Here is a 24,032-nt window from a genome sequence, read left to right as displayed (position 1 = left end):
AAGTAGCCATGAAAGGATGAACAAAAGCCTGCAAAAATGCAGGAAAATGGTTCAGAATAGACTAGTTTGAAGAGAATCCTTAGAGAAAGCCTGCACATTTGCAGGAATTTCAGGAATTCCGCATCATCTTCCTTGCACCGCTATTTCTAGTTTTGACACTAACCCTACTTTTGGGACAGTCCCTTCGTATTATTAATACATATCTAGGCTAATGCCGTGAGCGTTATAGGTTGAAGTCCATAGACTATTGTCGAGAATGATTTATCTAAGGAGGATACTCATGAATGCAAATGATTATCAGCAAATCAGTTGGAGCTGCATGAATAAATATGTTGGTGTTACTACAACAGATGGTCAATCCCATGATGGATTTATCGCTCACGTGGACCAACAGTACGTTACGCTTGCTATTCCTTCAAATGAAATGGTAGATCGCTTAAGCGGATTGCCCGTACAGGAGTCGACCTATAGACAGTTCGGCTTTCATCCGGGATTTTTTCCCAGACGTCGATTCTTCTTTCGCCGCATTCCCTTTTTCGGGATTAGAGACTTTTTTCTACTTCCTTTTTTCATCTAAGCGTAAGACACCCGTGCTCCTGTTTTCTCGTTTTTTGAAGCAGTTTTCGCAGTGATAAAAGAAAAATACTTCCCTTATTCCTTTAAAGATTACCTTACTCTCAATATATAAGGGAAGTATTTTTCGCTATTTCATACTAGTTGCAATCTCATCTTTTAGTGCAGTTGTCCTTCCTTCATAGTCGCTCCAGACTTAATAAGCGGTCCAACCTGAATCAGCTGTTATGCGCGGGTAATGGCCACCAATCCGAGCTGCTGTCTGGCTGCACCAAACGGATTTATGTTGGTCATCGATGCTCCGATGTTCGTCTCCCCCCACCAGGAGCAATTGCATTACAACGAATGCCTTCTTTTGCATACATAAACCCTGTTGACAATAACCCCTTTTTTCTTCTTTAAAAAAATGGGTAAAACTTACCACAGTCTGCTGCTGTGGTATCAATCAATATTAGAATATCCTCCTCTACGGCCACATTCGTTTTGATAGCAAAAGTGGAAAGAACTGATTTTTTGCAGGTATTTAGCCCTTCCTATTTTTTACTAGAGAAATATTACCGGTTCTGATAGACTATACGATGTTAAAATATAACAAAATAGAGGTGCATTATGAGACTTAGATATGTTGTTTTAGCAATTGCTGCAATATTTTCATTAAGCGCTTGTTCTTCAGGTAGTACTACTTCAAGTGATGCTGATCTAAAGAACAAAATATCTGCATTGGAGAATGAAGTTGCCACGCTTAAAAAAGAGAATAAAAAATTGGAGGAAAAGGTCAATTTAGCAGAGACCAATTCCAGCAAAAATGAAGTTACTCAATCAGCTTCCAAAACGGAATCAACATCTGATGAATCTTATACAACATATTCTAGCGAGCTTTTTTCTATTGATTATCCAAAGGGATGGGATGAAATAGATGCCTCTAGATTTAATACTCCACTGCTTAAATTTGCTGTAAAAACCGACAATTTAGAAAAAATGTTCTCCGAGAATATAAATGTAACTGTTCAGAAAAATTCCCCTTTTCTAAAAACTTCGGTTGATGATATTGTTGACGAGACAGTGAATTACTATATTTCAAGCGGTGAAGAGCAAGCAGGAATCAAAGACTTTAAAAAAACAAACTTAAAGCCAAAAAAATTCGGAAATTTTGAAGCTGGTATTTTGACAGGCAGTTATAAACACGTGGAAACCGGAAACGATATTGTTTTAACACAGTATTTCGTTCCTACCGATTCCATTATATTGGCTGTGAGTATTACATTTACTCAAAGCTTTTATGACGAGCAAGGTAAAGATATAATAGATCATGTCTTTGAATCCTTAGTTATTCCTGATTAATAAAATTGAACTTATGAGTAGCAAAACAGCCTTTTCTTATGCTCTATTTGGCCTACAATCAAATTAGACATTTAGCTGGTGTTGATGACTTAGCATTTTATATATTAGTTGCTAATATTGTTTTATTTATCCACACCCATTCCACTGATCCTAAAGTTATATTACAAGAAATTTCAAAAAAAAGTGTGCCTCCAAAATCTTGGAAACCTCGCTATGTTAATTGAATATTTTTCTCGGCTTATTTTGTCGATTCAGTCATCACATTCGGATCAAAATCCGCCACAATCAGCATGTCTATGTGTCTAGCATTCCGAAGCAAGTAATGAACGAAGCTTTCTTTGAATAATGATCGCCATAATGGTTTTCTCGACTGTCCAATAATAAGTTGTGTCGTACGCACTTCGTTCATTCTGTTCAACAGAAGTTGATGGATGTTGGTATTGGAGCTAACCTCAGTCATCTCTATTACGCCCCCGAGCCGTTCCGTTAAGTGCTTGAGTGCATCTAACCGTCTCTGCTCGTCGTCTGTTCGTGTCCCACCGCAATGCACATAATGCACAAACCAATCGGCCTTCAAACGATGTGCAATGCGGAAGCCACGGCGAATGAGCCGTTCTGCCTGAGGCCCCAAATCCACACAAACGAAAATAACTTCCTGACGACTCCATGACCCTCGCAAAGCCACATCACGATCCCATGCTTCCAGCCGTTCATCCACATCATCCGCGATTTCACGAAGGGCTAATTCACGCAGTGCGATCAAATTACCGATCTTAAAAAACGATTCCAGAGCCTGATTCACCTTCTCGGCCGCATAAATTTTTCCCTCTCGCATCCTTTCTTGCAGCATTTGTGGTGTAACATCGATGAGCTCCACTTCGTTTGCCATTTTTAAAATCGCATCAGGCACCGTTTCCCTGACACGAACACCGGTTAGTTGAGCCACAGCGTCATTTAAGCTTTCCAAATGCTGCACGTTCACCGTAGTTATGACGGATATGCCACTCTCCAGTAAGCGGATGACATCCTCATACCGTTTGCGGGTCACACTGCCTGGCACATTAGTATGGGCTAACTCATCCACTAGCACCACCTCAGGATGACGTTCTATTATCGCTTCTATATCCATCTCTTCAAGCCAAGTAGATTGATAGGGAATTTTGGCCCGAGGTATCGTAGTTAATTGACCTGTTTGCTCTTTGGTTTCCTTCCGTCCATGGGTTTCCAGCAATCCGATTACAACATCGATGCCCCTGTTCAATAACAGATTACCTTCCTGCAGCATTTTGTATGTTTTGCCTACACCCGGTGACGCGCCAATGTATATCTTGAAAGTTCCTCGGCGTATCCTTTCAATTTTTTGCTGCATCTCCTGGCTGGTCAAGCGATGGAAGGGCTCCTCGGTCTTCTTCGAATTAGATCTGATGGGCAAAATCCGTTCTCCCTCCTGCTTGGCTCGATCGGCCATAACAAATACATCGATATTGCGCGTTTTTCGCAACACTCGGTTTGCTATCGAACCCTGCCATTTTTCCTGCCAACGGCTTTTTTGAGAGTGCCCCATGACGATCCGTGTCACATTGTTTTGAGTGGCATAACGAACTAATACGGATGGAAGCTGACGAAAACTGGTCAACCTCAGCTCTTCAAACCGGGCATCCACCCGACTCACCAGCTTGATGATAGAGCGCTTGAAGACTTGCTGTTCCTTCGTCAACGGCAGCTGTGGCTTTACAAACGTAACGACAATGAGATCACCGTTAAGCCGCTTGGCAATTTGCTGTCCCCTTCTTACATGAAGAGACCCGTTCCAATGATATTGGGCAGAAACCAGTATCCGTTCGCTAGCACCAGACGGGCCGATCAATCCATGCTCCTCCCGATGCTTCTCCAGAGAATCATTGACCCCTTCCGCTACTAGCCGCAAGGATAACTCTCGCAGAACGCCAAGATTTCCACGACGGAACATTGCCGGATGTGTTTCATTCCCTAGTATCCCTTCTTCCATTCGCTTCAAAATCGTTTCCGGCGATACATCGATCAGTCGCACTTCATCCGCTAACTCTAGCGTGTTCAAAGGCACCGTATCTTCCGCCCGAATTCCGGTCATCTTGAATATGAGTTCTCCAACACCGGCCAATTCATATACATTGATAGTTGTAATCACGCTAATGCCACGATCCATCAAATAGCGGATATCCTCAAGCCGTGTGGCAAACTTTGCCCCCTCCCGATTGCGATGAGCTAATCCATCCACTAATAGTGCCTCAGGATTACGTTCTATTAAGGCTTCTAAAGGGAGGTCCTTCTGTTCTTTGCCATTTTTCCACCAATGAATGCTGGGTACACGCTCCAGATCCTCCAGCTGCTGGACCGTTTCCGAGCGCTGCATCGTTGATACAGCACTGTACACCACATCGATACCCTGCTTTTTCAAAAGCCCGCCTTCCTGAAGCATATGGTATGTTTTACCGGAGCCGCTGACCGAGCCAATAATAATTTTTAATTTCCCCCGGTGCAATCGGTATATAGAATATAGTATTTCTTCTGGCGTTTTACGTTTATAAGGCGCCAATCGATTCGCCCACTTTCTTTAATCATGGTCCAAACCTAAAATTTCCTGTCCGCTACTCGAACGGACAGGAATGCTGGTATTACTTTGCCTGCAACTCTAATAAATCCTTATTCAGTTTCAGAACATTGACTCGTTCCTCACCAAACAGCCCCAGATCGCGTCCCTCCGTGTGCTTCTTAACAAGCTCTTCCAAAGTATCCTTTGAGATGCCGGTTAAACTGCTGATTCTAGGGATCTGCACCTGCGCTGAAGCAGGGGAAATGTGCGGGTCCAGACCTGATCCGGAATTGGTAATCAAATCAATCGGCAGCCGACTGATTGGCACTTCGGGATTATTCGTCTTCCATTGGGTAACGGAGTCCTTAGTGCGCTGCAGCATATCCGGATTCGACGGACCATAATTGTTCGAGCCAGAGGATTCAGCCTTGTAATCTATGCTGGACACACGACCATGAAACAATGCCGGATTTATGAATTTTTGGCCTATGAGCTCAGAGCCGATGACCTTGCCCTCACTGTTCTTTAGTAGACTTCCATTTGCCTGAGAAGGCATTAACACCTGAGCAATGGCTGTTGAGGCCAAGGGGTACACAATGCCACATAATATGATCATAATAGCGCTGAGTCTTACAATACTAAATAGAAAGGCTCCTTTAGATACCGACTCTTGCTCCGTTGCTTCCTTACTTACCTTTTCCATCTTTATCGTCCTCTCTGCTCCGATCTACTCTTAAACCCACATACTAACAAGCAGATCAATTACTTTAATGCCGATGAATGGAACAATGATTCCTCCAAGGCCATAAATAAATATATTCTGCCGTAGCAATTTGACCGAACTCATCGGTTTATACTTTACGCCTCTCATCGCCAGCGGAATCAAGAGCGGGATAACAATCGCATTAAAAATCAGTGCCGAGATAATCGCTGAGCTTGGCGATCCCAGCCCCATCACGTTCAGCACGTTCATTTCTGGTATGGCCAAGGTAAACATTGCCGGAATAATGGCAAAATATTTGGCGATATCGTTAGCAATACTGAAAGTCGTTAAGGCGCCACGCGTCATCAAAAGCTGCTTACCGATGGCTACTACCTCGATGATCTTAGAAGGGTCAGAATCCAGATCCACCATGTTAGCCGCTTCTTTGGCAGCGGAAGTACCGCTGTTCATCGCGAGTCCCACATCTGCCTGCGCCAAGGCAGGCGCATCGTTCGTACCATCGCCTGTCATGGCAACGAGTTTACCTTCCTTTTGTTCACGGCGAATGACTTCGATCTTATTCTCCGGTGTGCTCTCGGCAATAAAGCTATCCACCCCGGCTTCAGCAGCAATGGTCGAAGCGGTCAGCGGATTGTCCCCTGTACACATGATGGTCTTGATACCCATTTTACGAAGCTCATCAAAACGTTCTTTCATCCCCGGTTTGACAGTATCCTTCAGATAGATAAGCCCATAAATCCTGTCATTGACCGCAACGGCAAGTGGGGTTCCTCCCATACTGGCGATTGCGTTCGACTTCTGATCCAGATTAGCTGGTATCTGCCCTCTCTGAGACAGCACCCAGTTTTTGATCGAATCCACTGCCCCTTTCCGAACCTTGAGGCCGTCCCGCAAATCCATCCCGCTCATCCGTGTTTCTGCACGGAATTCAATAAACTGTCCGCCTTCCTCCAACCCTGCTTCATAAGGGTATCCGAGCTTCTTGTTCAGTTCTATGACAGAACGCCCTTCCGGCGTCTCATCCTTCAATGAACTGACTGTCGCCCACAAAGCCAAATCAGTCTCAGTCTCCTTGCCCACAGGTACAAATTCGCTAGCCATGCGATTGCCGAAGGTGATGGTGCCCGTTTTATCGAGAATCATCGTGTTGATATCTCCCGCTGCTTCGACTGCTTTACCGGACATAGCTACAACATTAAACTGGGTAACCCGATCCATACCGGCGATCCCGATGGCGGACAAGAGCCCGCCAATTGTCGTAGGAATCAAACAAACCAGCAGAGAGATCAGAACTGGAATGTCCAGATTAATCCCAAGGTAAGACGCAATCGGACGCAGGGTAACAACGACAATCAAAAAGATAATGGTCAAGCTGATCAAAAGTGTGTTAAGCGCGATTTCATTCGGTGTTTTTTGACGCTTAGCTCCCTCTACCAGCAAAATCATCCGGTCAAGGAAGGATTCGCCGGGATCACTAGTAATCCTCACCTTGATTTCATCGCTTACGACCCTCGTACCGCCTGTGACCGAATTGAAGTCTCCTCCCGCTTCTTTAATGACTGGTGCAGATTCTCCCGTGATTGCCGATTCGTCAACAGAAGCCAGCCCTTCAATCACTTCTCCATCACCGGGAATCAGTTCACCCTGACTCACAAGGACGACATCACCTTTTCGCAGTTCAGAGGAAGAGACTTTCTTGACGACGTCTCCTACCAGCTTATTGGCGAAACTTTCTCGTTTCGTTTTCTTTAACGAATCGGCTTGAGCCTTCCCCCGTCCCTCTGCCAGCGCCTCTGCAAAATTAGCAAATAGTACGGTAAACAGCAGAATAAAAAATACGGAGATATTAAATCCCACCGATTCCTTAGCCCCAAAGTAACCAGGAAAAAGTACCATCAACAGAACGATGATCGTTCCAATTTCTACGACAAACATGACTGGATTTTTGATCAAGGTCATCGGATTCAGCTTAATAAAACTATCCTTAAGTGCATTTCTTACAATCGGACCTGTCAGTAACTTCTTTTTTTGCACCTTACTCATCTCTGCTCTCCCTCTCTCCTTACCGTAGAGTCAAATATTCAGCAACCGGACCAAGCACCAAGACCGGCAGGAATGTCAGCGCGCCAATAATCAGCACGGTTCCAATCAAAATTCCAGTAAATAATCCGTTATCGGTACGGAACGTGCCGATCGTCTCCGGAACTGGCTTTTTACGAAGCAGAGAGCCTGCTACAGCAAGCATCGCAATCATGGAAATGTAACGTCCCAACAGCATCACAAGCCCTGTCATCATGTTCCAGAATGTACTGTTATCCGCCAGCCCTTCAAATCCAGAGCCATTGTTGGCAGCAGACGAAGTATATTCATACAAAACCTGCGACAGGCCGTGATATCCTGAATTGCTGATCGCTCCTTGCCCTAAATCTGTCAGAAAGGAGATAGCGGTAGGTCCCAAAATAATGAGAGGATGAATCAGTATCGCAATCGCGATCAGCTTCATTTCCTTCGCTTCGATTTTACGACCAAGGAATTCCGGCGTTCGTCCCACCATCAATCCACATAGGAAGACCGCCAGAATCGCGTACATCAGCATATTAATCACCCCCACACCCTTACCGCCAAACACGTTGTTCAACATCATTAACGCCAGTGGGGTAATTCCTCCTAGAGGGGTCTGAGTATCGTGCATATTGTTAACGCTGCCTGTAGTAGCCGCGGTGGTTACTGCCGTAAATAAGGACGATTGCGGAATACCAAAGCGTACTTCCTTGCCCTCCATGCTGCCTTGAGAAGCATCAATGCCCATGGCATTAATCGCTGGATTGCCTTTGCTTTCTGCGTAAAAGTTCAAGGACAGCAGCAATACGAATAGCACCATCATGGCAGAAAAAATACCCCAGCCTTGCCGTTTGTTTCTGGCGAACAGACCATACATATAAGGCAAGGATGCTGGCAGTGTCCACATAGACAAAATTTCAATAACATTGGTTAAAGGTGACGGATTCTCAAACGGATGCGCCGAGTTGACCCCAAAGAATCCACCGCCATTTGTTCCCAGATGTTTGATCGACTCCAGCGAAGCAACAGGACCTATCGCAATCTGCTGTGTCTGACCTTCTAGCGTTGTTACTTCTATCGTTGGGTTCAAGGTCTGTGGAACCTGCAATGCAACGAGCGTTAATGCAACGAGCAAGGCAATCGGTAAAAATACCCGTGTGTGCGCCTTGACGAAGTCCTCAAAGAAATTTCCGAGTGATTCTTTCCCGGTAATTCCTCTTACAAAGGCCACAGCCACCGAAAAACCACTCGCAGCCGAAGTGAACATCAACATGGTAATGACAGCCATTTGCGAGAAATACGAAAGCCCTGTTTCCCCGCTGTAATGCTGTAGATTCGTGTTCGTGATAAAGCTGATCACCGTATTAAATGAAAGCGTCTGCTCCATCTCCCCGATGCCATTCGGATTAAACGGCAGACCTCCTTGCAGACGAAGAATTAAATAGCCGAACGCAACGAGCACAACATTGGTAGACAAAAAGCTAATTGCATATTTCTTCCATGACATCCCTTTGCGATTTTTTAATCCACCTAGTTGGAATATCCATTTCTCGATTCCTCCGAAGATCCGATCCGTCCGGTTCGGTTCATTGGAAAATACATAATATAGATAAGTTCCTACCGGCTTGACGAGCAGCACCAGTATAAGGATAACTGCAACGATTTGCACAATACCCATGAATGACCCTCCCTTTTTAACATTAGAATTTCTCCGGGTGAATTAAGGCATAAATCAAATAGATAAATAATAGTAAGGTTGCTGCAATAACTACCGTCATTGCTCTCCCCTCCCTTCATCATCAACAACATGCCCGCACCATCGAGCGAAGGCGTAGAACGTACCAAAGATTGCAGCTAGTGCCGCTAACATATATACATCCATCATCGCTGTAGTCTCTCCTCTCCAAAGGCAGTTTCTTTAGAACACTTCATTTTCAATCAAGAAAGATACATCATCTTTAGTCGTCCGTATGACGTAATTGGCACCAAGCATCCTATATATCATTTGTGGATAATGGTTTGTGGTAATGACATAAATAATCCCGTTCGTCCATTTACGGATAATTTCCAGGACTTTGCAGCACCTTCCCAGCTCTTCTTCAAAAATGTAAACTCTGCTGAATTCATTTTCTGACGAATATATCAAGGATTGCTCCTTAAAGTTGATTCGGACGATGTTGGTTAATCCTCTTGCACCCAAGTATCGTTGTTCAGCAGGACAACATGCCACGACGGCAAAAGAATGACCGCCTTCGCTCAAAGTTTGCATAAACTGCTCCCCAGCCTGATTGGGGGCATATACCATAACCGCGGCATGACCGTTCATGTCTTTTCCTTCTTTCCGGGTTAACACCCCTGTTCGCATAAGTGTAGACCTTCATTTCCGTCTTCCGCATAGACGGCGGGCAATACTCATTAAGTATTCATGCGAAACCTCCTTACCCCGCTTGCTCTCGAAATCCAGCGTAACATTCACCGCATTAGTTTAGGATTAGGGTTTCAATGTAAGGATTAAGATCATCTTAAGATTCCGATGAACACAACAAAGGGGCTGTCCCAAAAGTAGATTTGCTGTCAAAACTAGAAATAGCGGTGTAAGGAAAACGCTCCCTGCACCGCTTGATTTCACCATATTCTATGACCATGTCTCATGTGAAATAGTGTCATGATGCGGAATTCCTGAAATTCCTGCAAATGTGCAGGTTTTGATCATGTAAAGTCTCTAAACGCCCTAAATTGCTGCAAATGTGCAGGCTTTCTCTAAGGATTCTCGTCAAACTAGTCTATTCTGAAACATATTCCTGCATTTTTGCACGCTTTTGTTCATCCTTTCATGGCTACTTTTAAAAAACTGCATTTTTGCAGGCCTTTCCTGATATCTTGCCTTTCCACTGCTAAAAAAAACGCCCCTCAAAGTTATCCTAGATAACTTTTGGGACGGCCTCTTCATTACCTTCCAGTATGTCAGTTATCTTCGCTGACCTGCAGCATCCGATAGCCTATACCTATATGTGTTTGAATATATTTTGGTTGGGAGGATTTTTGTTCAATTTTTTTACGTAAGGTGGCCATAAATACACGTAGCGCGGAGACATCATAAGGATAGATACCCCAAATTTCATGCAGAATATAGTTATGGGTCAGCACCTTGCCCACATTTTTTGCCAACAAGCATAGAAGCTTATATTCACTTGGCGTCAGATGAATTTCTTCTTCATCCAACCACACACATCCCGCCGCGTAATCAATTTTTAAATGCCCATTGATGAAACTTGAGGCTTCCTTAGGAAGCTTTTCGTTATCGTACCGGATTCTCCGTAGACTGACCCTGAGCCTTGCCAGCAATTCCTCCACGCTAAATGGTTTTGTAAGATAGTCATCTGCTCCTGCGTCCAGCGCCTCTATTTTATCCCTGTCTTCACTTCGTGCACTGACGACGATAATGGGGATAGTCGACCATGTCCGCACCTTTTTGATAATATCTACTCCGTCCATATCCGGCAGTCCCAAATCCAGAATTATCAAATCCGGCTGTCTGGATACCGCTTCAATAATTGAAGCTTCTCCTGTCTCCGCCGTGTGATATTTATAGCCTTGAGTCTCTAAAGTGGTCGTGATCAGATTACGAATAGGTTTGTCATCCTCCACAACAAGTATAAAAGGTTTATTCATATACACTCACCGCCTCAGCCTGTAGGGTAAAATAAAAAATTGTGCCCTTCGGAAAATGATCTCTAACACCAATAGTACCTCCATGGGCATTCACTATCGATTTACATAGAGCAAGCCCCAAACCTAAGCCACGACGCCCGTCCCCACGGACATTATTTGCGGTATAGAACATGTCAAACAGTCTTGCTTTGACTTCTTCTGCAATACCTGGACCATCGTCAGAGATTTCCAGAATAATCATTTGCTTGTCACGCCTAGCTGAAAGTATGATGTGTGAACCACATTGGGTGTACTTGATTGCGTTATCCACAAGATTGATAAGAACCTGTACTATGAGTCTGGAATCCATTCGGGCCATAAGCAGTTCTTCATCCAAAACCGTGTCAATTATATGGTTCTCGCTATCACGATTTACATGAAGCAGCGCTTCCGAGATGACCTCCTCCACTAGCTCTGCTTGCAGGTTCAGGTTTAAAGTTCCGTTTTCAATACGGGTGATGGAAAGCAGGTTCTCAACCAGATGAATCAGCCACATGGAATCGTCATAGATATCCTTATACAGCCTCATTTTCTGCTCCTCACTTAGCACCTCAGAATTTCCTATGAGAATATCTGCATTCCCCGAAACGCTGGTTAGAGGGGTACGCAAATCATGGGAAATCCCCCGAAGCAGATTTGCGCGGAGCTGCTCCTGTTGGATCTGCATAGAAATTTCTTTTTGTTTCTCGTTCAGCTGTTCTTTCTCGAGTGCCAATGCACATTCATCCAGCATGGCAATCATCAGACTCTTCTCAAAAATCTCTAAAGGCTCTTCTTGGTCCATAACAATGGCCGCTACTGCAAACACCGAATCACCACCACGGACAGCATGATACAGGCAGTTTGCAATCGAAAAGGTATCCGTAGTCGCTCCCGCCCGCTTGTTGTTCCTATACACCCATTCCGCTACTGCATGTTCACTCTCTCCAGTATAAGCCTGAGTATCAGCAGCTAATTCATTCTTTAAATACATCTGCGGCTCGGACAAGGTTCCCTGCTGAACGGTATAAAAAATTATCGTTTTATCTAGCAGCTTGACCATCTGCTGGGCAGTTGCCTCAATGATGTCTGAGAAATTTTTCGCCTGCTGCAGTTTGCGGCTTGTTTCCAGCAGCACTTCTGTACGATAAGCCTTTTGTGCAGATTGATAAGCCTGCTCCCTTACCCGCATAGTCAATGTACTTATGATAAAAGACGCCGAGAGCATAGTCAGAAAAGTCACGGGATAACCGGAGTCATATGCTTGAAAAGAATAATAGGGTTCGGTAAAAAAATAATTAAATGTGAGCACACTCATAATGGAAGAAATAACGCTATAGAGCTTGCCCTTTGTAACCATCGCGTTAAAAAGAACACCCAGAATATAAATGGTAATAATGTTCTCATCTCTAAACCCTAGGGACTTAAACCATATTCCAACCAATGTACATACCATCAGAAAAGAAACGGTTTTGGCTAGATCAGCCAGGGATAACATAGGGGGTTTGAATTTCAATGGAAATCTTCTAGGAAACGAGGACTCGTTGTAGGGAATAATATACGTCTCAACATTAGGGACCAGAGCAATTAATTTGTCTACGACCGTGGATTTTGAGAGTCCTCTCCTTTTGTTTGGAGAACGCCCCAATACGATCTTCGATACCCGACTCGTGTTGACATACTCCGCGATCTGTCCAGGAACATCTTCTCCATATACAGTCGCAATTTCAGCCCCCAATTGCTCGGCTAGTCTTAGGTTTTCCCGCAGCCCAGCTTTATTTTTTGTAGTTAATTGCTGATATTCTGTTGTCTCCACAAACAAGGCCGTAAAATGACCATGAAAAACTTCAGCCAGCCTAGCCGCCGTTCGAATCACTTTTTTATTGGATGGAGCCGAAGATAGACAAACCAGAATATGCTCCTTTACAGTGTTTTCATTACTTGTTACCTGCCCGCTAATTTGTACCGCGATTCGCTTTAACAGATCTGCTGTCTTGGCCAAAGCAAGCTCTCGCAAACCACTCAGCTTCTCTCTAGTAAATAAATAAGCATAGGCTCTTTGTGTCTCCTGATTAGGATACAGCTTTCCACTTCTCCAGCGATCAATCAAAGCATCAGGGTCAATATCAACCAGCTCCACCTGATCTGCACGGTCAAACACACTGTCTGGAATGCGTTCTTGTACATTCCCCCCGGTAATGGTGGATACTATATCTGCCAGACTTTCAATCTGCTGAACATCTACCGTTGCATACACATCAATGCCTGCTCGGATAAGCTCCTCAACATCCTGATATCGTTTTTTGTGACGGAAGCCCGCTGTATTCGCATGAGCCAGATCATCAACCAGGATAAGCTCAGGACTTCTTTGAAGAGCATGGTCTAGATCAAATTCATTAAAGGCATTCTCTCCATTGGAATTTCTCGTATGCGGTAGCATTTCCAAACCTTTCAGGAGAGCCGCAGTGTCTGGTCTGCCATGAGGGTCAATAAATCCGGCCACCACATTTACCCCAGCTTTTTGCTTCTCATGGGCAGCGTTCAGCATCGCACAGGTTTTACCAACGCCTGGTGCATATCCGATAAAAATTTTCAGCTTACCCGGTTTTTTTGCTGCCATCTTAAAGCCTGCTTTCCGACGATCTTGGTATTGGTATCTTCTAAATATTAAGTATATCATGGGCCATATCAGCATCGTATTATGACTTTGCCAGCAGTATTAAGATTACATTAAGACATCTCTTTCTAGAATATAAGGATAGCATTAGAGTGTCTTCAGGTTGATTAAGATCCTGTTAAGGTCGTAAAAAATAGGAGCTTTAGTTAGAAAAACAAAGCATGCAGCCTGCTTCCACCAGACTTTGTACTTTTATACTCGAATATGCCCTAATACTAACTTTTATACCCATCACACTTTTTTACAGACATAGGAACTCCGTGTATGATTCCTCTTAAATCTCAGCAGTAGAGGGATTTACAGTAAGGAGTGGCGGAAATGCATCAATCAAGAACATTTTTTATAGGTACAATTCCCAATGTATTGGAGCCGAAAAGTCTGGAGCTATCCAGCTTCGGAGCGCTTTGGTACGAGGAGGACAATCAACGTTATATTATAGGCTATGGATTCGGTGCAAGGCAGATCGCCAAATTAACCCTATTCTGTAACTCCCCTGCCTATGTCACATGTAATGACGAGCGATTGATAAATGAAATTTACAAAAGCATAAGAGAGAAGCAACATGCCCAAGACTGGTCAACACGCAAAAGGCTCCCGCTTATGACAGCCTTTAAAGAACCTTGGAAAAGCATGAATAGAGGCTGGTACATTTTGCGTTCTCGCAGCTTTTTCCCTCTGCATCTGTCCATTGTCCAAAGAACAAAACATTCGGTATGGCTGGAGCATACGGCGGTTTGTGAAAATGAAGCCGAACTGGCTAATTACTTAACCAAAGCTGAAGAAGCCCATCAACTCAGGTTACTTGAGTACTATCGATTTAATTAAATGGGGAGATTTCCTTATAAATAAGCGCGGCCTCCGATAACCTCGAAAGCCGCGCCCTCAACCTTGATTGCTATTCAAACATCTGTACTTCAGCGATCGATGTGGAATAAGCTCCATTGTTGGCAGTTACTTTGATCCGATAACGGTCGTAGTTTTTTGTGTTCGGGAAGGTGCGTGTATGTGTGTAGTTCGGATAGGAAAGGTAGCCGGAAACCTGGTCTAATACAACCCACTTTCCTTCACTTAGATTGAACCCCTCAAACGTCCAGTCCTTAGGGGCATGACTAACATCTTGGGAAGAGGTTCTTAGCGTGTAGCTGGTAACTTTTTTAACACCAAAAAGCTGAAAGTGCAGCTCTCCATAGCTCCCGCTGGACGATGACCAGTACGTGCTATTATCGTCATCGAATGCTTTGTACGCCTCATGAAACGCCCACTCACTGGACGCATAGGCGTAGCCTCCTAAATAGCCTGTCCCGGTATAAGTCGTATTGGAGGTCATGGTCGGAACAATATCCCCGGAAGCGCTTACGGTAACAGTGCTTATTGCAGCGGTGATTAGCAGAGAGGCAAATAGAGTAAACGATTTCTTTTTCATTATTCCTCTTCCTTTCAAATTTAAAATATATTGCAACTCTACTATACTGCATTGTGAATGTGAAATTTGTCATAATTAGTATTATATATAAAAAAACTTCCTCTTCGCACCTTCTTCAACACAGGGTGACGACATTCCCCTGACCAGCATGAGGAAATAGTCGCGAAACACAGTGGTTTTCGGCTCCTTATGGTTTTTGATTTTCTCACATAACCGCTCATACTGCGCGGTTTGCCCGGGCGTGAAATGTTCACGATGCTTCTCGAACAGGATCGTACATTGAAGCACAAAAACGTAATTTCTTTCCCCAGCCACCAGCTCGAGCGCACGGAACATGAACTCTGCACCTACGTCATAACAGGCTCTTCGGAAGCAATAGTCCGCATAATGGTAGCAATACTGGATATAACTGTGGCGGTCAATATAATACTGCTCCGTTCCATCCTCGCCATTTGGCGGGACAGGCTGTAAATTGAGGTCCGTAAACGAACGCAGGAGCTGATCAATGGAATAGTCGTATGTATTGGCGGAAACGAGCAATGCAATCAGCCCCCTGAGCACCTCGCTTTCATATTCCCGCATAAAGATGACATATTCTACGATGATCTGCCGATCGCCCCGCTTGACCTCAAGGGAAAATCGGCTCCCCAGCGCCAGCACACGGAATCGCTCTGCTTCCATCCGGCCCTGTTCGTCCAATTTTTCGAATCGGCTCAGAACAGCACTTTTCTTAATCCACTCCATGGATTCAAGATATCTTTCCTGTTGTTCAAGCGCGGCTGCCTTTAACAAGCAGGCTTCGCCATAATATGTAATTAGTGGAAACTGCGTTGTGTGGCGCTGCTTCAACCTGTATTTCCTCCGATTTTGACACACTGTCAGAATAAGCTTATATAATTCGTCGGCATAATTTTCGGCTTCCTCCCATCTGTCGCGGACAGCATAGTTTTTGGCTAGCAGCAGCAGACCATCGAGTACGTACGCCTCGGGTAACCGATGCCGGAAAGGAATGAACCGAAGCGACGCATATGGATCGCCCAAATTGTTCCGAATCGCAAGCTGCCATAAACGAAATTGACACATCGCCAGCCTGCCCGCATCAAGCTGTTCCGAAAACGTGGCAATGCCTTCATATAGTGCGGTTGCTGCACGAAGCCTTCCGTTACTGAAAAAGAATTCGGCTACTTCCCATATTTTTGGGGCATACTCCGGATACTCCCCCATCAGTTCCGGAATCTTCTCCAGACATTCGTACATCCGCAATTCATCACAGCGTATCAAGAAAGCTTTGATGATTCTCCAATCAGGATTCAGCATATCCCCTTCGCTTACCTCCCCGTTTCACCGCCAATAACAACGTTATTTGAATATACCGGAAAATTCCCCAAACATCCATTAAAGGAAACTTAAACCATAAAAGTAAAATTCAATTGTTAGTCTATCATATTTAACCCATAAGTTCAATTTAACTTATTATGCATGTAACGCTTCCACCATGGTTGTTACAATTTAGACAGGTGATGGACATGAGTTACGATTATTCGCTGATTGGCAAAAGAATCAGGCAAGCTAGAGAGGAACGCGAATTGACGCAGGAAGTGGTAGCTGAAATGCTGGATGTTTCCAATGCGTATATAAGCAAGATCGAACGGGGAAAAACGGCGATCAGTCTGGAGAGATTGTCCCAGCTCTGCGTCGTTCTTGAAGAATCCCCAGAATATATTCTTAGCGGTACCAACAGCTCTACAAAGGACTATCTCAGACATGAAATCGTAGAAATGCTGGAGCGCTGCTCTCCCGAAAAGATCAAACTGATCTTGCAGATTATTAAGCCGATCGTGGATTATGGGGAAAACGAAAAATAAAGAGTAATAAACGAAAGGAGCTTCATATCCCGCCAAGGTGCGGTTTACGAAGCTCCTTTTTAATGTTACCCTACTCCACCAAAGTATACTGAGCGCTTGATACTTGAAAGGAATCCTTTAATCCGGAGGTCACATAAATTTTATCGTCCGCCGTAATGAACATGGCCTCCGTGTCATCACCGAGGTTCTCCATATATTGAAGACCGTCCTCCAAGCCCATCACGTAAACAAAAGTTGACAAAGCATCGGCATCCATGGCGTTATCGGCTAGAATCGTTACACTTTTCAAGTCGTTTTGCGCTGGCGAACCGGTGCGGGGATCGAGGATATGATGATACATAACGCCGTCCTCAATGAAATACCGTTCATAAATGCCTGATGTGTCGATTACATGATCGTTCAGCCGAATAGTACCGACGCTAATTCCCCGAGAACTGTCGGGATCCTGCAGTCCGATATTCCAGCTGTCACCGTTTGGTTTACTTCCGATGACGATGATACTGCTGCCGCCGAGGTCTACAAGCGCACTTTTTACTCCTTCTTCCCGTAAATATCTAGCAACTTCATCAGCCGCATATCCTTTCCCGATGCCACCGAGATCGAGGACCATACCAGGACGCTTAAGAAAAACTGTCCGTTTGGCCTCATCCAGAACGATATCTTTATAGCCGACAAGATTCAATTCGCGCTGCAAATCTTCCGGCTCCGGCACGTGTTCTCCACCATTGCCAATATTCCAAAGATCGACCAAACCTCCAACCGTAGGGTCAAACAACCCTCCGGAATCCTCCGCATAAGCGATAGATCGCTTCACAACTGCCACCGTATTTTCCGAAACCTCAACCGGTTGTTTGCCAGCCTCCTCGTTCACCTTGTACAATTGGCTGCCCTCCAGCGTCCGGCTCAGCTCCTTGTCCAACGTTTTTAGCATCGTATCGATATGATCCAGATGCTCCTCAGCTTTGGCGTCATCATATAATTTAATGTTAACCACCGTATCGAAAATATAATATTGTCTTGCCACCGGCTCCGTTGACGCCTGCTTGCCGGGTTTATCCCCATTTCCGCTGCAGCCAGATACTATAACCGACGATATGGCCAGCAATCCACAGATAACGGCCAATTTGTGCATACCTTGTTTTAGTCGCATCGATTCACCCCATTTGAAATTCCCACGCTGCGCATGGTCAACAAATCGTATTGTATAACCCTCCTGAATATTAGTCCAGTATGTAAATCACGGGTGACCTATAAATAGATAAAGCCAGATGCCATTGCGGCTTCTGGCTGCACATCTCAATGCAAGGTAAACGATCCGCTAGCATTGTAGGGTTTCCATGAGCTTTATAACCTTAGGAGCCGAACTTGCCGTAACCGAAATATCTGCCTGCAGCTTTTTCTCCTGAAAAAAGAGCAGCCTGTCACATGCGCCGCATACCAGCTCGTAATCATGGGTAATTACCAGCACAGTTACCCCGGATGATGCCATTTGCCGGATCAGTTTTACGACGCGGCGCATATTTCGTCCATCCAGCCCGGAAGTTGGCTCATCCAAAATGATCATGTCCGGCTTGTTCATCAGACCGACAGCAAAGGTAAGACGCTGCTTTTGACCTCCTGACAACGAAGCCGGATGATGCTCACGGAAAGCCCATAAATCCAGTTCCTTTAATATACTCTCCGCTCTCTCGGCTGCGCCTGCATCCTTCTCGTGGGTCATCAGCAATTCGTTGTACACACTGTCCGAAAACAACTGATAGTCGCTGTCCTGCATCACAAACCACATTTTTCCGAGGCGTTTTTTAGCTCTGACTGGTTTTCCGTTAAGCTGGATAGTTCCGGCCTGCTCCCTGATTAATCCACACAGAGTTCGCGCGAATGTTGTTTTCCCAACCCCGTTGGGTCCCGTAATTGCTGTTACCTCCCCTTTGCCAAAAGAGCAGCTTATATCCTCCAAAACCCGTTGTTTTCGTTTTCCGGGAGCAATAAATGCACGCTCCAACGAGACCCGTTCCTGAAGAGCTTTCCGATTTGCTCCCAATATGGATGCATTACCTCGGATAACCGGTGAGCGCAATCCGTAAAATTCCAATTCATTCGCAGTCAGGGCCAGCATCTCTGCAGGTGTCCATTCCTCAGTTATTTCACCTTGACTCATATAGATAATACGGTCAGCAATTGGCAGAAGATAATACAGCCTGTGCTCGGCAATGATGATCGAGCTGCCCCTTTCCTTCAGACTGGACAAGCTTTCTGCCAATTCTTTAGTGGCACGCATATCCAGATTAGCGGAGGGCTCGTCCATCACATAGATCTCCGGTTCAGTCAATCGCGCGGAAGCAACCGCTACTTTTTGTTTTTCCCCGCTGGACAATCGGTGGACATCCTTGGGAAGCAAATGCGCGATCCCAGTTTTTAATGTTAATTCTCCAAGTCGCTCTCGGATTAACTCCGGAGCCATTCCGTAGTTTTCTCCGCTAAAGGCTATTTCATCTTCTACAATTGAGGTAAAAAATTGACTTCTGGAGTCCTGAAATACACTTCCGACGAATCTCCCAAAACTCCAAGGTTCAATCTCGCTTATATTTTTTCGCCTTAGTGTTACCGTACCTGTCAACTTACCCTCATAGAAGTTGGGAATCAGTCCATTCAAAAGCCGTGTCAGTGTTGTCTTCCCACTTCCGGAGGGGCCAGTTACCACGACGCACTCTCCCTCGTAAATCGTCAAATCCACTTGTTTTAATTGCTCATAGGAATCATTGTATTGAAAAGAAACCTTATTCATTTCAACTATCGCTTTTTTGAACACTTTGTTTTAACCCCCGTATTGGAATACAACCACTAACCACCCCGTATAAGCCACCAACACAATGATATCCTGAAGCCCAAAGGAAATAGTGTGAATACTCGTTTTCTGACCCGGGTAATCAATTCCTTTTGTTGTTGCCGAGGCTGCAAGCTCGTCTGAAATCTTCAGGCTTCTCATTAACAGGGGCACTATAGTGTATTCAAATGTACGTAAGGGACGTAGCCAATTTCTTGGAGAAGTAACAGAAACTCCTCTCAATTGGGCGGAGGTTTGAATCGCCTCATATTCCAATCTCATTATTGGTAGAAATCGAAAGCTGACCGCTAAAGAAATGAGTAGTCCTCTGGGCAAGCGCAATGCTGTTAGCGCTGCAATCAGCTTGCCGGAAGGAACTCTTCCAAGTGAACCCGCACCCATCAGTACTGGCAAGAAACGCAAACCTAAATACGCTAAAAAACTTAAAGAGGAGAAGAAGCTGCTCCCTACTCGGACAAGTATCTCTTGAAACACAATCAAAAAAGCGGCAATGACGAGATATCGAATCGCTAGCCTGTGCATACCTTGAACAATTAAATAAACAGCCATAAATGCAATAATCTGCCAAAGCTTGCTCAAATCGACCAAAAATACAGCTCCGCTCGCTATCAAAACCACTAGTAATTGCGTACGAGGATCAAATATTGCACGCATGATCTACTTCACCCGCCATCCGTCAGCACCCTGTTGGATACTCCATAAATGTTCGTACAATCCAGACTTGGCTAAAAGCTCGTCATGTGTTCCTTGCTCGACCAGTTCTCCGTGATTCAATACTAGAATTTGATCTGCGTTCTGAATCGTCTTCAGACGATGCGCAATCAGAATTACGGTTTTATTAGCCACCAATTCATTAATGGCCTGTTGAACGGCCGTTTCATTTTCAGGGTCCAATGAGGCGGTAGCTTCGTCCAGCAACACGATTGACGCATCCTTTAACAATGCGCGGGCTATAGAAATTCGCTGCTTCTCCCCCCCAGACAACGTGGAGCCGCCCTCGCCAACAGGTGTATCATAGCCTTGCGGCAGTCGAGAGATAAATTCATGACAGCAGGCTCTCTTGGCAGCCTCTTCGATCTCTGCTTGCGTTGCCTCCTTCTTGCCAATGCGGATATTATTACCGATCGTATCCTGAAACAAATATACATCTTGAAAAACCATAGAAATGTCAGCTAACAGCAGCTCCGGGTTCACTCTATTTATTGGCTGGCTGCCAATTCGTATCGAACCCTCCTGAATGTCCCAAAATCTTGCGATTAAACGTGTGATCGTGCTTTTCCCGCTTCCCGACGGCCCTACAAGAGCTGTAATTGTATTCGGTTTAATGGTAAAAGATAAATTCTTAAGCACGGGGGTTTGTGGATCATACCCGAATGCGACTTGGTCAAAAACGATAGGTTTGCCGGAAGGAACACTTTCCGTTCCCTGCATCGGTTGTTCCGCCTTGACCTCCATAATTCGCTGTGCACTGTATGCCGAATAGCGCATCTCTCCATAATTCATCAGAACCACGGTCAACGGTTCAAAAATCTTGGTCCCGATAAGCAGGAACAACAAAAAAACAGGAAGAGACAATGTGCCTCCTATCAACAAATAGCTTCCGACCATAATCATCAGCGTCATGCCCGAGCGAGTCAGCAGCATTGCGCCCATAATCATCGGCCCCATGATTCCTTCCAAACGAATGGAGGCTTGTTTTAATTGATCGAAAGATAGCCGCAGGCGCTCGAACTTTTTTCCTCCGATATTATGTGCCTTGATCTCCCGTATTCCCGATAAATACTCCTGCAAACGGCTGGCTGCTTCATTCTTGGCTTGCACGTGCTTGGCGCTTAAACGGGCCTGAATAGAATCCGTCAACCACAGTATAAGAACGCCGAAGGGAACCGCGGCGAACATGGCAAGAGCCATACGCCAGTCCATAAAGACGAGTCCAACAAGGGCCAGCACCGGTAGCATTATTGCGCTGATAAGCTGTGGAACATTGTGCGAGATCGTATTCTCCACCTGCCCATAATCACTTAACAGCAAATTGGTGAGATCACCCGGATCACGTTTGCCAAAAAAACCCAAGGACAGGAGACGAATATGCTCAGCAAGACCTAATCGGCCTGAGGCGGCCAGACTATACGCAGCTTTATAAGTTTTATCATACAAATAGCTATAAGCAGCATACTCCACAGCAAGCCAAATCAATAGAATCACAAAAACGGCCCACATCCGACCAATGTTCAAACCCGTTTCAGGATGGGCAAAGGAAACATAAATGGTATTAAAAATATCCACTAGCAATGCAGCAGGAACAACCTTTGCGATCCCATCCAGAATGGCCGCCACTGCAGAGGGCAGCAGGCTTCGCGTATTCCCTCCCGAAATGTTGTAGAAGTAATTATTCATCGCTCATATCCTCCTTGACAACAGCCGCGGCGACAGGCTGCCGGGACAGCTGATCATCCAAACCGAGCTTCCAGCGAGCTGCACTGATATGCGCCCGCCACATCTGCTCATATAACCCGTTTCGCTCTCGCAGCTCTTCATGTGTTCCGCGTTCAGCAATCTCGCCTTGATTAACGACGATGATCTGTTCGGCTCCACGTATCGTCGACAACCGATGAGCAATGATGAGTACAGTTTTATCCTTAACCAACTCCGCAAGCCCTTGCTGAATCTTCCTTTCATTTTCGGCATCAGCATAAGCCGTAGCTTCATCCAGCACAAGAACAGGGGCATTTTTGAGCAAAGCGCGGGCAATGGCGATTCGCTGAGCCTCTCCACCGGACAGGTAGGTTCCTCCTTCGTCTATTTTCGTATCATATCCATACTCCAATTTCTCGATAAATTCGTGGCAGCAAGCTGTTCTGGCTGCTTTCATAACCTCTTCTTTGGATGCGGCTGTATTTCCCATTCGGATGTTCTCCTCAATCGTATCGTAGAATAGATGCACATCCTGGAACACAAAAGACACTGTATCCATCAGCCTTTCGGTTCCCATCTCACGTATAGGCACATCACCGATTGTAATTTGCCCCTCCTTCACATCCCAAAACCGCAGCAGCAAATTCGCTATAGTTGACTTTCCCCCACCCGATGGCCCTACAAGCGCGGTCATTTCTCCTGCTCTCGCCACAAAGCTGATATTGGACAGTACATGTTTGAAGTCCATGCTATCTTTACTCTCATAAGCAAATGAAACCTGATCAAAGGAAACATCATAGGAGGAAGAAACGCGGGGCACCGTCGGTTCGCTTACAACCTCCTCGGCAAAAACCGCTGCAATGCGTTTGTTGCCTTCCACTATTTCTCTCAGGCCGCTTCCCAGATAAAGCAGCTTGAGCAGCGGTGCCGACAAGCTCGGCGTAATAATCAAAATCAAGATAAACGTAACAGCAAACGATTGATTGTATGCCTGGCCGCTGGAAAGCAAAATCCCGATCGGGACAGCGAAAACAAATAAAGAGCTAATGATGATAAAAAACAGGCTATACGACGTTTTGCACATATTCGTTATATTCAGCGAGATGTCCCGGTAACGAGTCACCGCCTGTTTGAAGGTTAAAAAAGATTCCGCTGTGATACCAAACACTTTAACGGCAGGCATGCCCCTGACATACTCGATGCCCGTTGCATTCATTTCTTCTACCGCGTATTGGAAGTCCCGGTAAGCCTTTTGTCCTTCCTCGCTTCCAAATACTCTAGCTTGCAGCCAAAAGCCGATTCCGATGGGAAGCAGCAACACCAGAGCCATCCGCCAATCCAGCCAAAATAAATAAATCAATAAGGACAGCGGAACAATAACCGCGCTAACAAGATCGGGCAATTGATGAGCAATAAATTTTTCGATTTTCTCCACACTGACCTCAATAATTTTCTTCAGTTCCCCGCTAGCCGTCTTGTTGTGATAGCCCATAGGTACTTTAGCCACATGCTCGGACAACCGCACCCGAAGCTCATAGAGTATGTTAAAAGCAGCGATATGCGAACACATCCCGCCGATATATAAGGCGATCAAAGCGCCTACCAGAGCCAGAAATGCCCACATACCCCAATGTATAATAAGCTCCTTGTTAATTCCGGCGGCATTTTGGGCATGCATAAGCAGTTCTTCTATAATTTTAAATACTGCAAAAAAGGGTACAATCTGCAGCAAACTGGACAACGTCGAAAATACGCTGGCAACGATCAGAAGTCCTTTTTTTGTAGAAACAATTCTAAACAATCCGACAACTTCGGAATTGGAGTTCATTTGAATCCACCTTCTTAT

At 45.1% G+C, this 24,032-nt stretch carries 19 protein-coding genes and 1 pseudogene; 4 read left to right on the top strand and 16 right to left on the bottom strand.

The annotated features are described in order from the left end of the window. Positions 1-280 precede the first annotated feature (280 nt). Positions 281-577: a phosphatidylinositol kinase gene (locus tag BLS49_RS18780; RefSeq protein ID WP_091234359.1), complete on the top strand. Its 297-nt coding sequence runs from the start codon at positions 281-283 to the stop codon at positions 575-577. A gap of 242 nt (positions 578-819) precedes the next feature. Here the strand turns inward: BLS49_RS18780 and BLS49_RS25645 are convergent. Then, positions 820-950: pseudogene (locus BLS49_RS25645) on the bottom strand (3-ketoacyl-ACP reductase); the annotation flags it as partial. 232 nt (positions 951-1,182) lie between these two features. On the opposite strand from BLS49_RS25645, the gene BLS49_RS18770 reads away from it, so the two are divergent. After that, the gene (locus BLS49_RS18770) at positions 1,183-1,914 is read left to right on the top strand and encodes a hypothetical protein (RefSeq protein WP_091234353.1); all 732 of its coding nucleotides are present in this window, start codon (positions 1,183-1,185) and stop codon (positions 1,912-1,914) included. Positions 1,915-2,152: 238 nt separating this feature from the next. Here BLS49_RS18770 and BLS49_RS18765 read toward each other — a convergent pair whose 3' ends face one another. The 8 genes from BLS49_RS18765 to BLS49_RS18730 all read right to left on the bottom strand — a co-directional run bounded on the left by BLS49_RS18765 (position 2,153) and on the right by BLS49_RS18730 (position 13,581). Next, positions 2,153-4,489, bottom strand: a complete 2,337-nt coding sequence (locus BLS49_RS18765; protein WP_091234351.1) for a histidine kinase — start codon at positions 4,487-4,489, stop codon at positions 2,153-2,155. 79 nt (positions 4,490-4,568) lie between these two features. After that, positions 4,569-5,189 (bottom strand): potassium-transporting ATPase subunit KdpC, encoded by a 621-nt coding sequence (kdpC, locus tag BLS49_RS18760; protein WP_091234347.1) that lies wholly within the window; start codon positions 5,187-5,189, stop codon positions 4,569-4,571. 30 nt (positions 5,190-5,219) lie between these two features. Then, complete coding sequence (kdpB, locus tag BLS49_RS18755) at positions 5,220-7,253, bottom strand: potassium-transporting ATPase subunit KdpB (RefSeq protein ID WP_091234344.1); 2,034 nt, start codon at positions 7,251-7,253, stop codon at positions 5,220-5,222. Between the two features lie 19 nt (positions 7,254-7,272). After that, positions 7,273-8,949, bottom strand: a complete 1,677-nt coding sequence (gene kdpA, locus BLS49_RS18750) for a potassium-transporting ATPase subunit KdpA (RefSeq protein WP_091234340.1) — start codon at positions 8,947-8,949, stop codon at positions 7,273-7,275. 22 nt (positions 8,950-8,971) lie between these two features. Further along, positions 8,972-9,049, bottom strand: a complete 78-nt coding sequence (gene kdpF / locus BLS49_RS25815; RefSeq protein ID WP_091234373.1) for a K(+)-transporting ATPase subunit F — start codon at positions 9,047-9,049, stop codon at positions 8,972-8,974. A 140-nt stretch (positions 9,050-9,189) separates the two neighbouring features. Then, on the bottom strand, positions 9,190-9,597 hold the full coding sequence (locus tag BLS49_RS18740) for a hypothetical protein (protein WP_217640072.1): 408 nt from the start codon (positions 9,595-9,597) through the stop codon (positions 9,190-9,192). A gap of 638 nt (positions 9,598-10,235) precedes the next feature. Continuing rightward, a complete protein-coding gene (locus BLS49_RS18735; protein ID WP_091234334.1) occupies positions 10,236-10,943 on the bottom strand; it encodes a response regulator in 708 nt (235 codons plus the stop codon). Then, on the bottom strand, positions 10,936-13,581 hold the full coding sequence (locus BLS49_RS18730; RefSeq protein WP_091234330.1) for a sensor histidine kinase: 2,646 nt from the start codon (positions 13,579-13,581) through the stop codon (positions 10,936-10,938). Before BLS49_RS18730 ends, BLS49_RS18735 begins: the two co-directional genes overlap by 8 nt. A 375-nt stretch (positions 13,582-13,956) precedes the next feature. On the opposite strand from BLS49_RS18730, the gene BLS49_RS18725 reads away from it, so the two are divergent. Next, a complete protein-coding gene (locus BLS49_RS18725) occupies positions 13,957-14,463 on the top strand; it encodes a hypothetical protein (protein ID WP_091234327.1) in 507 nt (168 codons plus the stop codon). Positions 14,464-14,533: 70 nt separating this feature from the next. Here BLS49_RS18725 and BLS49_RS18720 read toward each other — a convergent pair whose 3' ends face one another. Both BLS49_RS18720 and BLS49_RS18715 read right to left on the bottom strand, forming a co-directional pair. Then, a complete protein-coding gene (locus BLS49_RS18720; protein WP_091234323.1) occupies positions 14,534-15,061 on the bottom strand; it encodes a discoidin domain-containing protein in 528 nt (175 codons plus the stop codon). 81 nt (positions 15,062-15,142) lie between these two features. Further along, the gene (locus BLS49_RS18715) at positions 15,143-16,378 is read right to left on the bottom strand and encodes a hypothetical protein (protein ID WP_091234320.1); all 1,236 of its coding nucleotides are present in this window, start codon (positions 16,376-16,378) and stop codon (positions 15,143-15,145) included. Between the two features lie 209 nt (positions 16,379-16,587). On the opposite strand from BLS49_RS18715, the gene BLS49_RS18710 reads away from it, so the two are divergent. After that, the gene (locus BLS49_RS18710; protein ID WP_091234316.1) at positions 16,588-16,926 is read left to right on the top strand and encodes a helix-turn-helix domain-containing protein; all 339 of its coding nucleotides are present in this window, start codon (positions 16,588-16,590) and stop codon (positions 16,924-16,926) included. Positions 16,927-16,996: 70 nt separating this feature from the next. On the opposite strand, the gene BLS49_RS18705 is transcribed toward BLS49_RS18710, so the two are convergent. From BLS49_RS18705 to BLS49_RS18685, 5 genes are all read right to left on the bottom strand, one after another. Then, complete coding sequence (locus BLS49_RS18705; RefSeq protein WP_091234312.1) at positions 16,997-18,076, bottom strand: FAD:protein FMN transferase; 1,080 nt, start codon at positions 18,074-18,076, stop codon at positions 16,997-16,999. 168 nt (positions 18,077-18,244) lie between these two features. Continuing rightward, the gene (locus BLS49_RS18700) at positions 18,245-19,735 is read right to left on the bottom strand and encodes an ABC transporter ATP-binding protein (RefSeq protein WP_091234309.1); all 1,491 of its coding nucleotides are present in this window, start codon (positions 19,733-19,735) and stop codon (positions 18,245-18,247) included. A 6-nt stretch (positions 19,736-19,741) separates the two neighbouring features. Further along, the gene (locus BLS49_RS18695) at positions 19,742-20,425 is read right to left on the bottom strand and encodes an energy-coupling factor transporter transmembrane component T (RefSeq protein ID WP_091234306.1); all 684 of its coding nucleotides are present in this window, start codon (positions 20,423-20,425) and stop codon (positions 19,742-19,744) included. A gap of 3 nt (positions 20,426-20,428) precedes the next feature. After that, a complete protein-coding gene (locus tag BLS49_RS18690) occupies positions 20,429-22,168 on the bottom strand; it encodes an ABC transporter ATP-binding protein (RefSeq protein WP_091234303.1) in 1,740 nt (579 codons plus the stop codon). Continuing rightward, the gene (locus tag BLS49_RS18685; protein ID WP_091234300.1) at positions 22,161-24,014 is read right to left on the bottom strand and encodes an ABC transporter ATP-binding protein; all 1,854 of its coding nucleotides are present in this window, start codon (positions 24,012-24,014) and stop codon (positions 22,161-22,163) included. The genes BLS49_RS18690 and BLS49_RS18685 overlap by 8 nt, the downstream gene beginning before the upstream one ends. Positions 24,015-24,032: the final 18 nt, after the last annotated feature.

The organism is Fontibacillus panacisegetis (assembly GCF_900102215.1).
Taxonomy (GTDB): Bacteria; Bacillota; Bacilli; order Paenibacillales; family Paenibacillaceae; genus Fontibacillus; species Fontibacillus panacisegetis.
Note: the sequence above shows the minus strand (reverse complement) of the source record. Positions and strands in the feature narration are given on the sequence as shown.

Excerpts from the sequence above, each read along its gene's own strand:
- BLS49_RS18780 (WP_091234359.1), top strand. The coding sequence starts at position 281 with ATGAATGCAAATGATTATCAGCAAATCAGTTGGAGCTGCATGAATAAA.
- BLS49_RS18770 (WP_091234353.1), top strand. The coding sequence starts at position 1,183 with ATGAGACTTAGATATGTTGTTTTAGCAATTGCTGCAATATTTTCATTA.
- kdpC (WP_091234347.1), bottom strand. The coding sequence starts at position 5,189 with ATGGAAAAGGTAAGTAAGGAAGCAACGGAGCAAGAGTCGGTATCTAAA.
- kdpB (WP_091234344.1), bottom strand. The coding sequence starts at position 7,253 with ATGAGTAAGGTGCAAAAAAAGAAGTTACTGACAGGTCCGATTGTAAGA.
- kdpA (WP_091234340.1), bottom strand. The coding sequence starts at position 8,949 with ATGGGTATTGTGCAAATCGTTGCAGTTATCCTTATACTGGTGCTGCTC.
- kdpF (WP_091234373.1), bottom strand. The coding sequence starts at position 9,049 with ATGACGGTAGTTATTGCAGCAACCTTACTATTATTTATCTATTTGATT.
- BLS49_RS18740 (WP_217640072.1), bottom strand. The coding sequence starts at position 9,597 with ATGAACGGTCATGCCGCGGTTATGGTATATGCCCCCAATCAGGCTGGG.
- BLS49_RS18735 (WP_091234334.1), bottom strand. The coding sequence starts at position 10,943 with ATGAATAAACCTTTTATACTTGTTGTGGAGGATGACAAACCTATTCGT.
- BLS49_RS18730 (WP_091234330.1), bottom strand. The coding sequence starts at position 13,581 with ATGGCAGCAAAAAAACCGGGTAAGCTGAAAATTTTTATCGGATATGCA.
- BLS49_RS18725 (WP_091234327.1), top strand. The coding sequence starts at position 13,957 with ATGCATCAATCAAGAACATTTTTTATAGGTACAATTCCCAATGTATTG.
- BLS49_RS18720 (WP_091234323.1), bottom strand. The coding sequence starts at position 15,061 with ATGAAAAAGAAATCGTTTACTCTATTTGCCTCTCTGCTAATCACCGCT.
- BLS49_RS18715 (WP_091234320.1), bottom strand. The coding sequence starts at position 16,378 with ATGCTGAATCCTGATTGGAGAATCATCAAAGCTTTCTTGATACGCTGT.
- BLS49_RS18710 (WP_091234316.1), top strand. The coding sequence starts at position 16,588 with ATGAGTTACGATTATTCGCTGATTGGCAAAAGAATCAGGCAAGCTAGA.
- BLS49_RS18705 (WP_091234312.1), bottom strand. The coding sequence starts at position 18,076 with ATGCGACTAAAACAAGGTATGCACAAATTGGCCGTTATCTGTGGATTG.
- BLS49_RS18695 (WP_091234306.1), bottom strand. The coding sequence starts at position 20,425 with ATGCGTGCAATATTTGATCCTCGTACGCAATTACTAGTGGTTTTGATA.
- BLS49_RS18690 (WP_091234303.1), bottom strand. The coding sequence starts at position 22,168 with ATGAATAATTACTTCTACAACATTTCGGGAGGGAATACGCGAAGCCTG.
- BLS49_RS18685 (WP_091234300.1), bottom strand. The coding sequence starts at position 24,014 with ATGAACTCCAATTCCGAAGTTGTCGGATTGTTTAGAATTGTTTCTACA.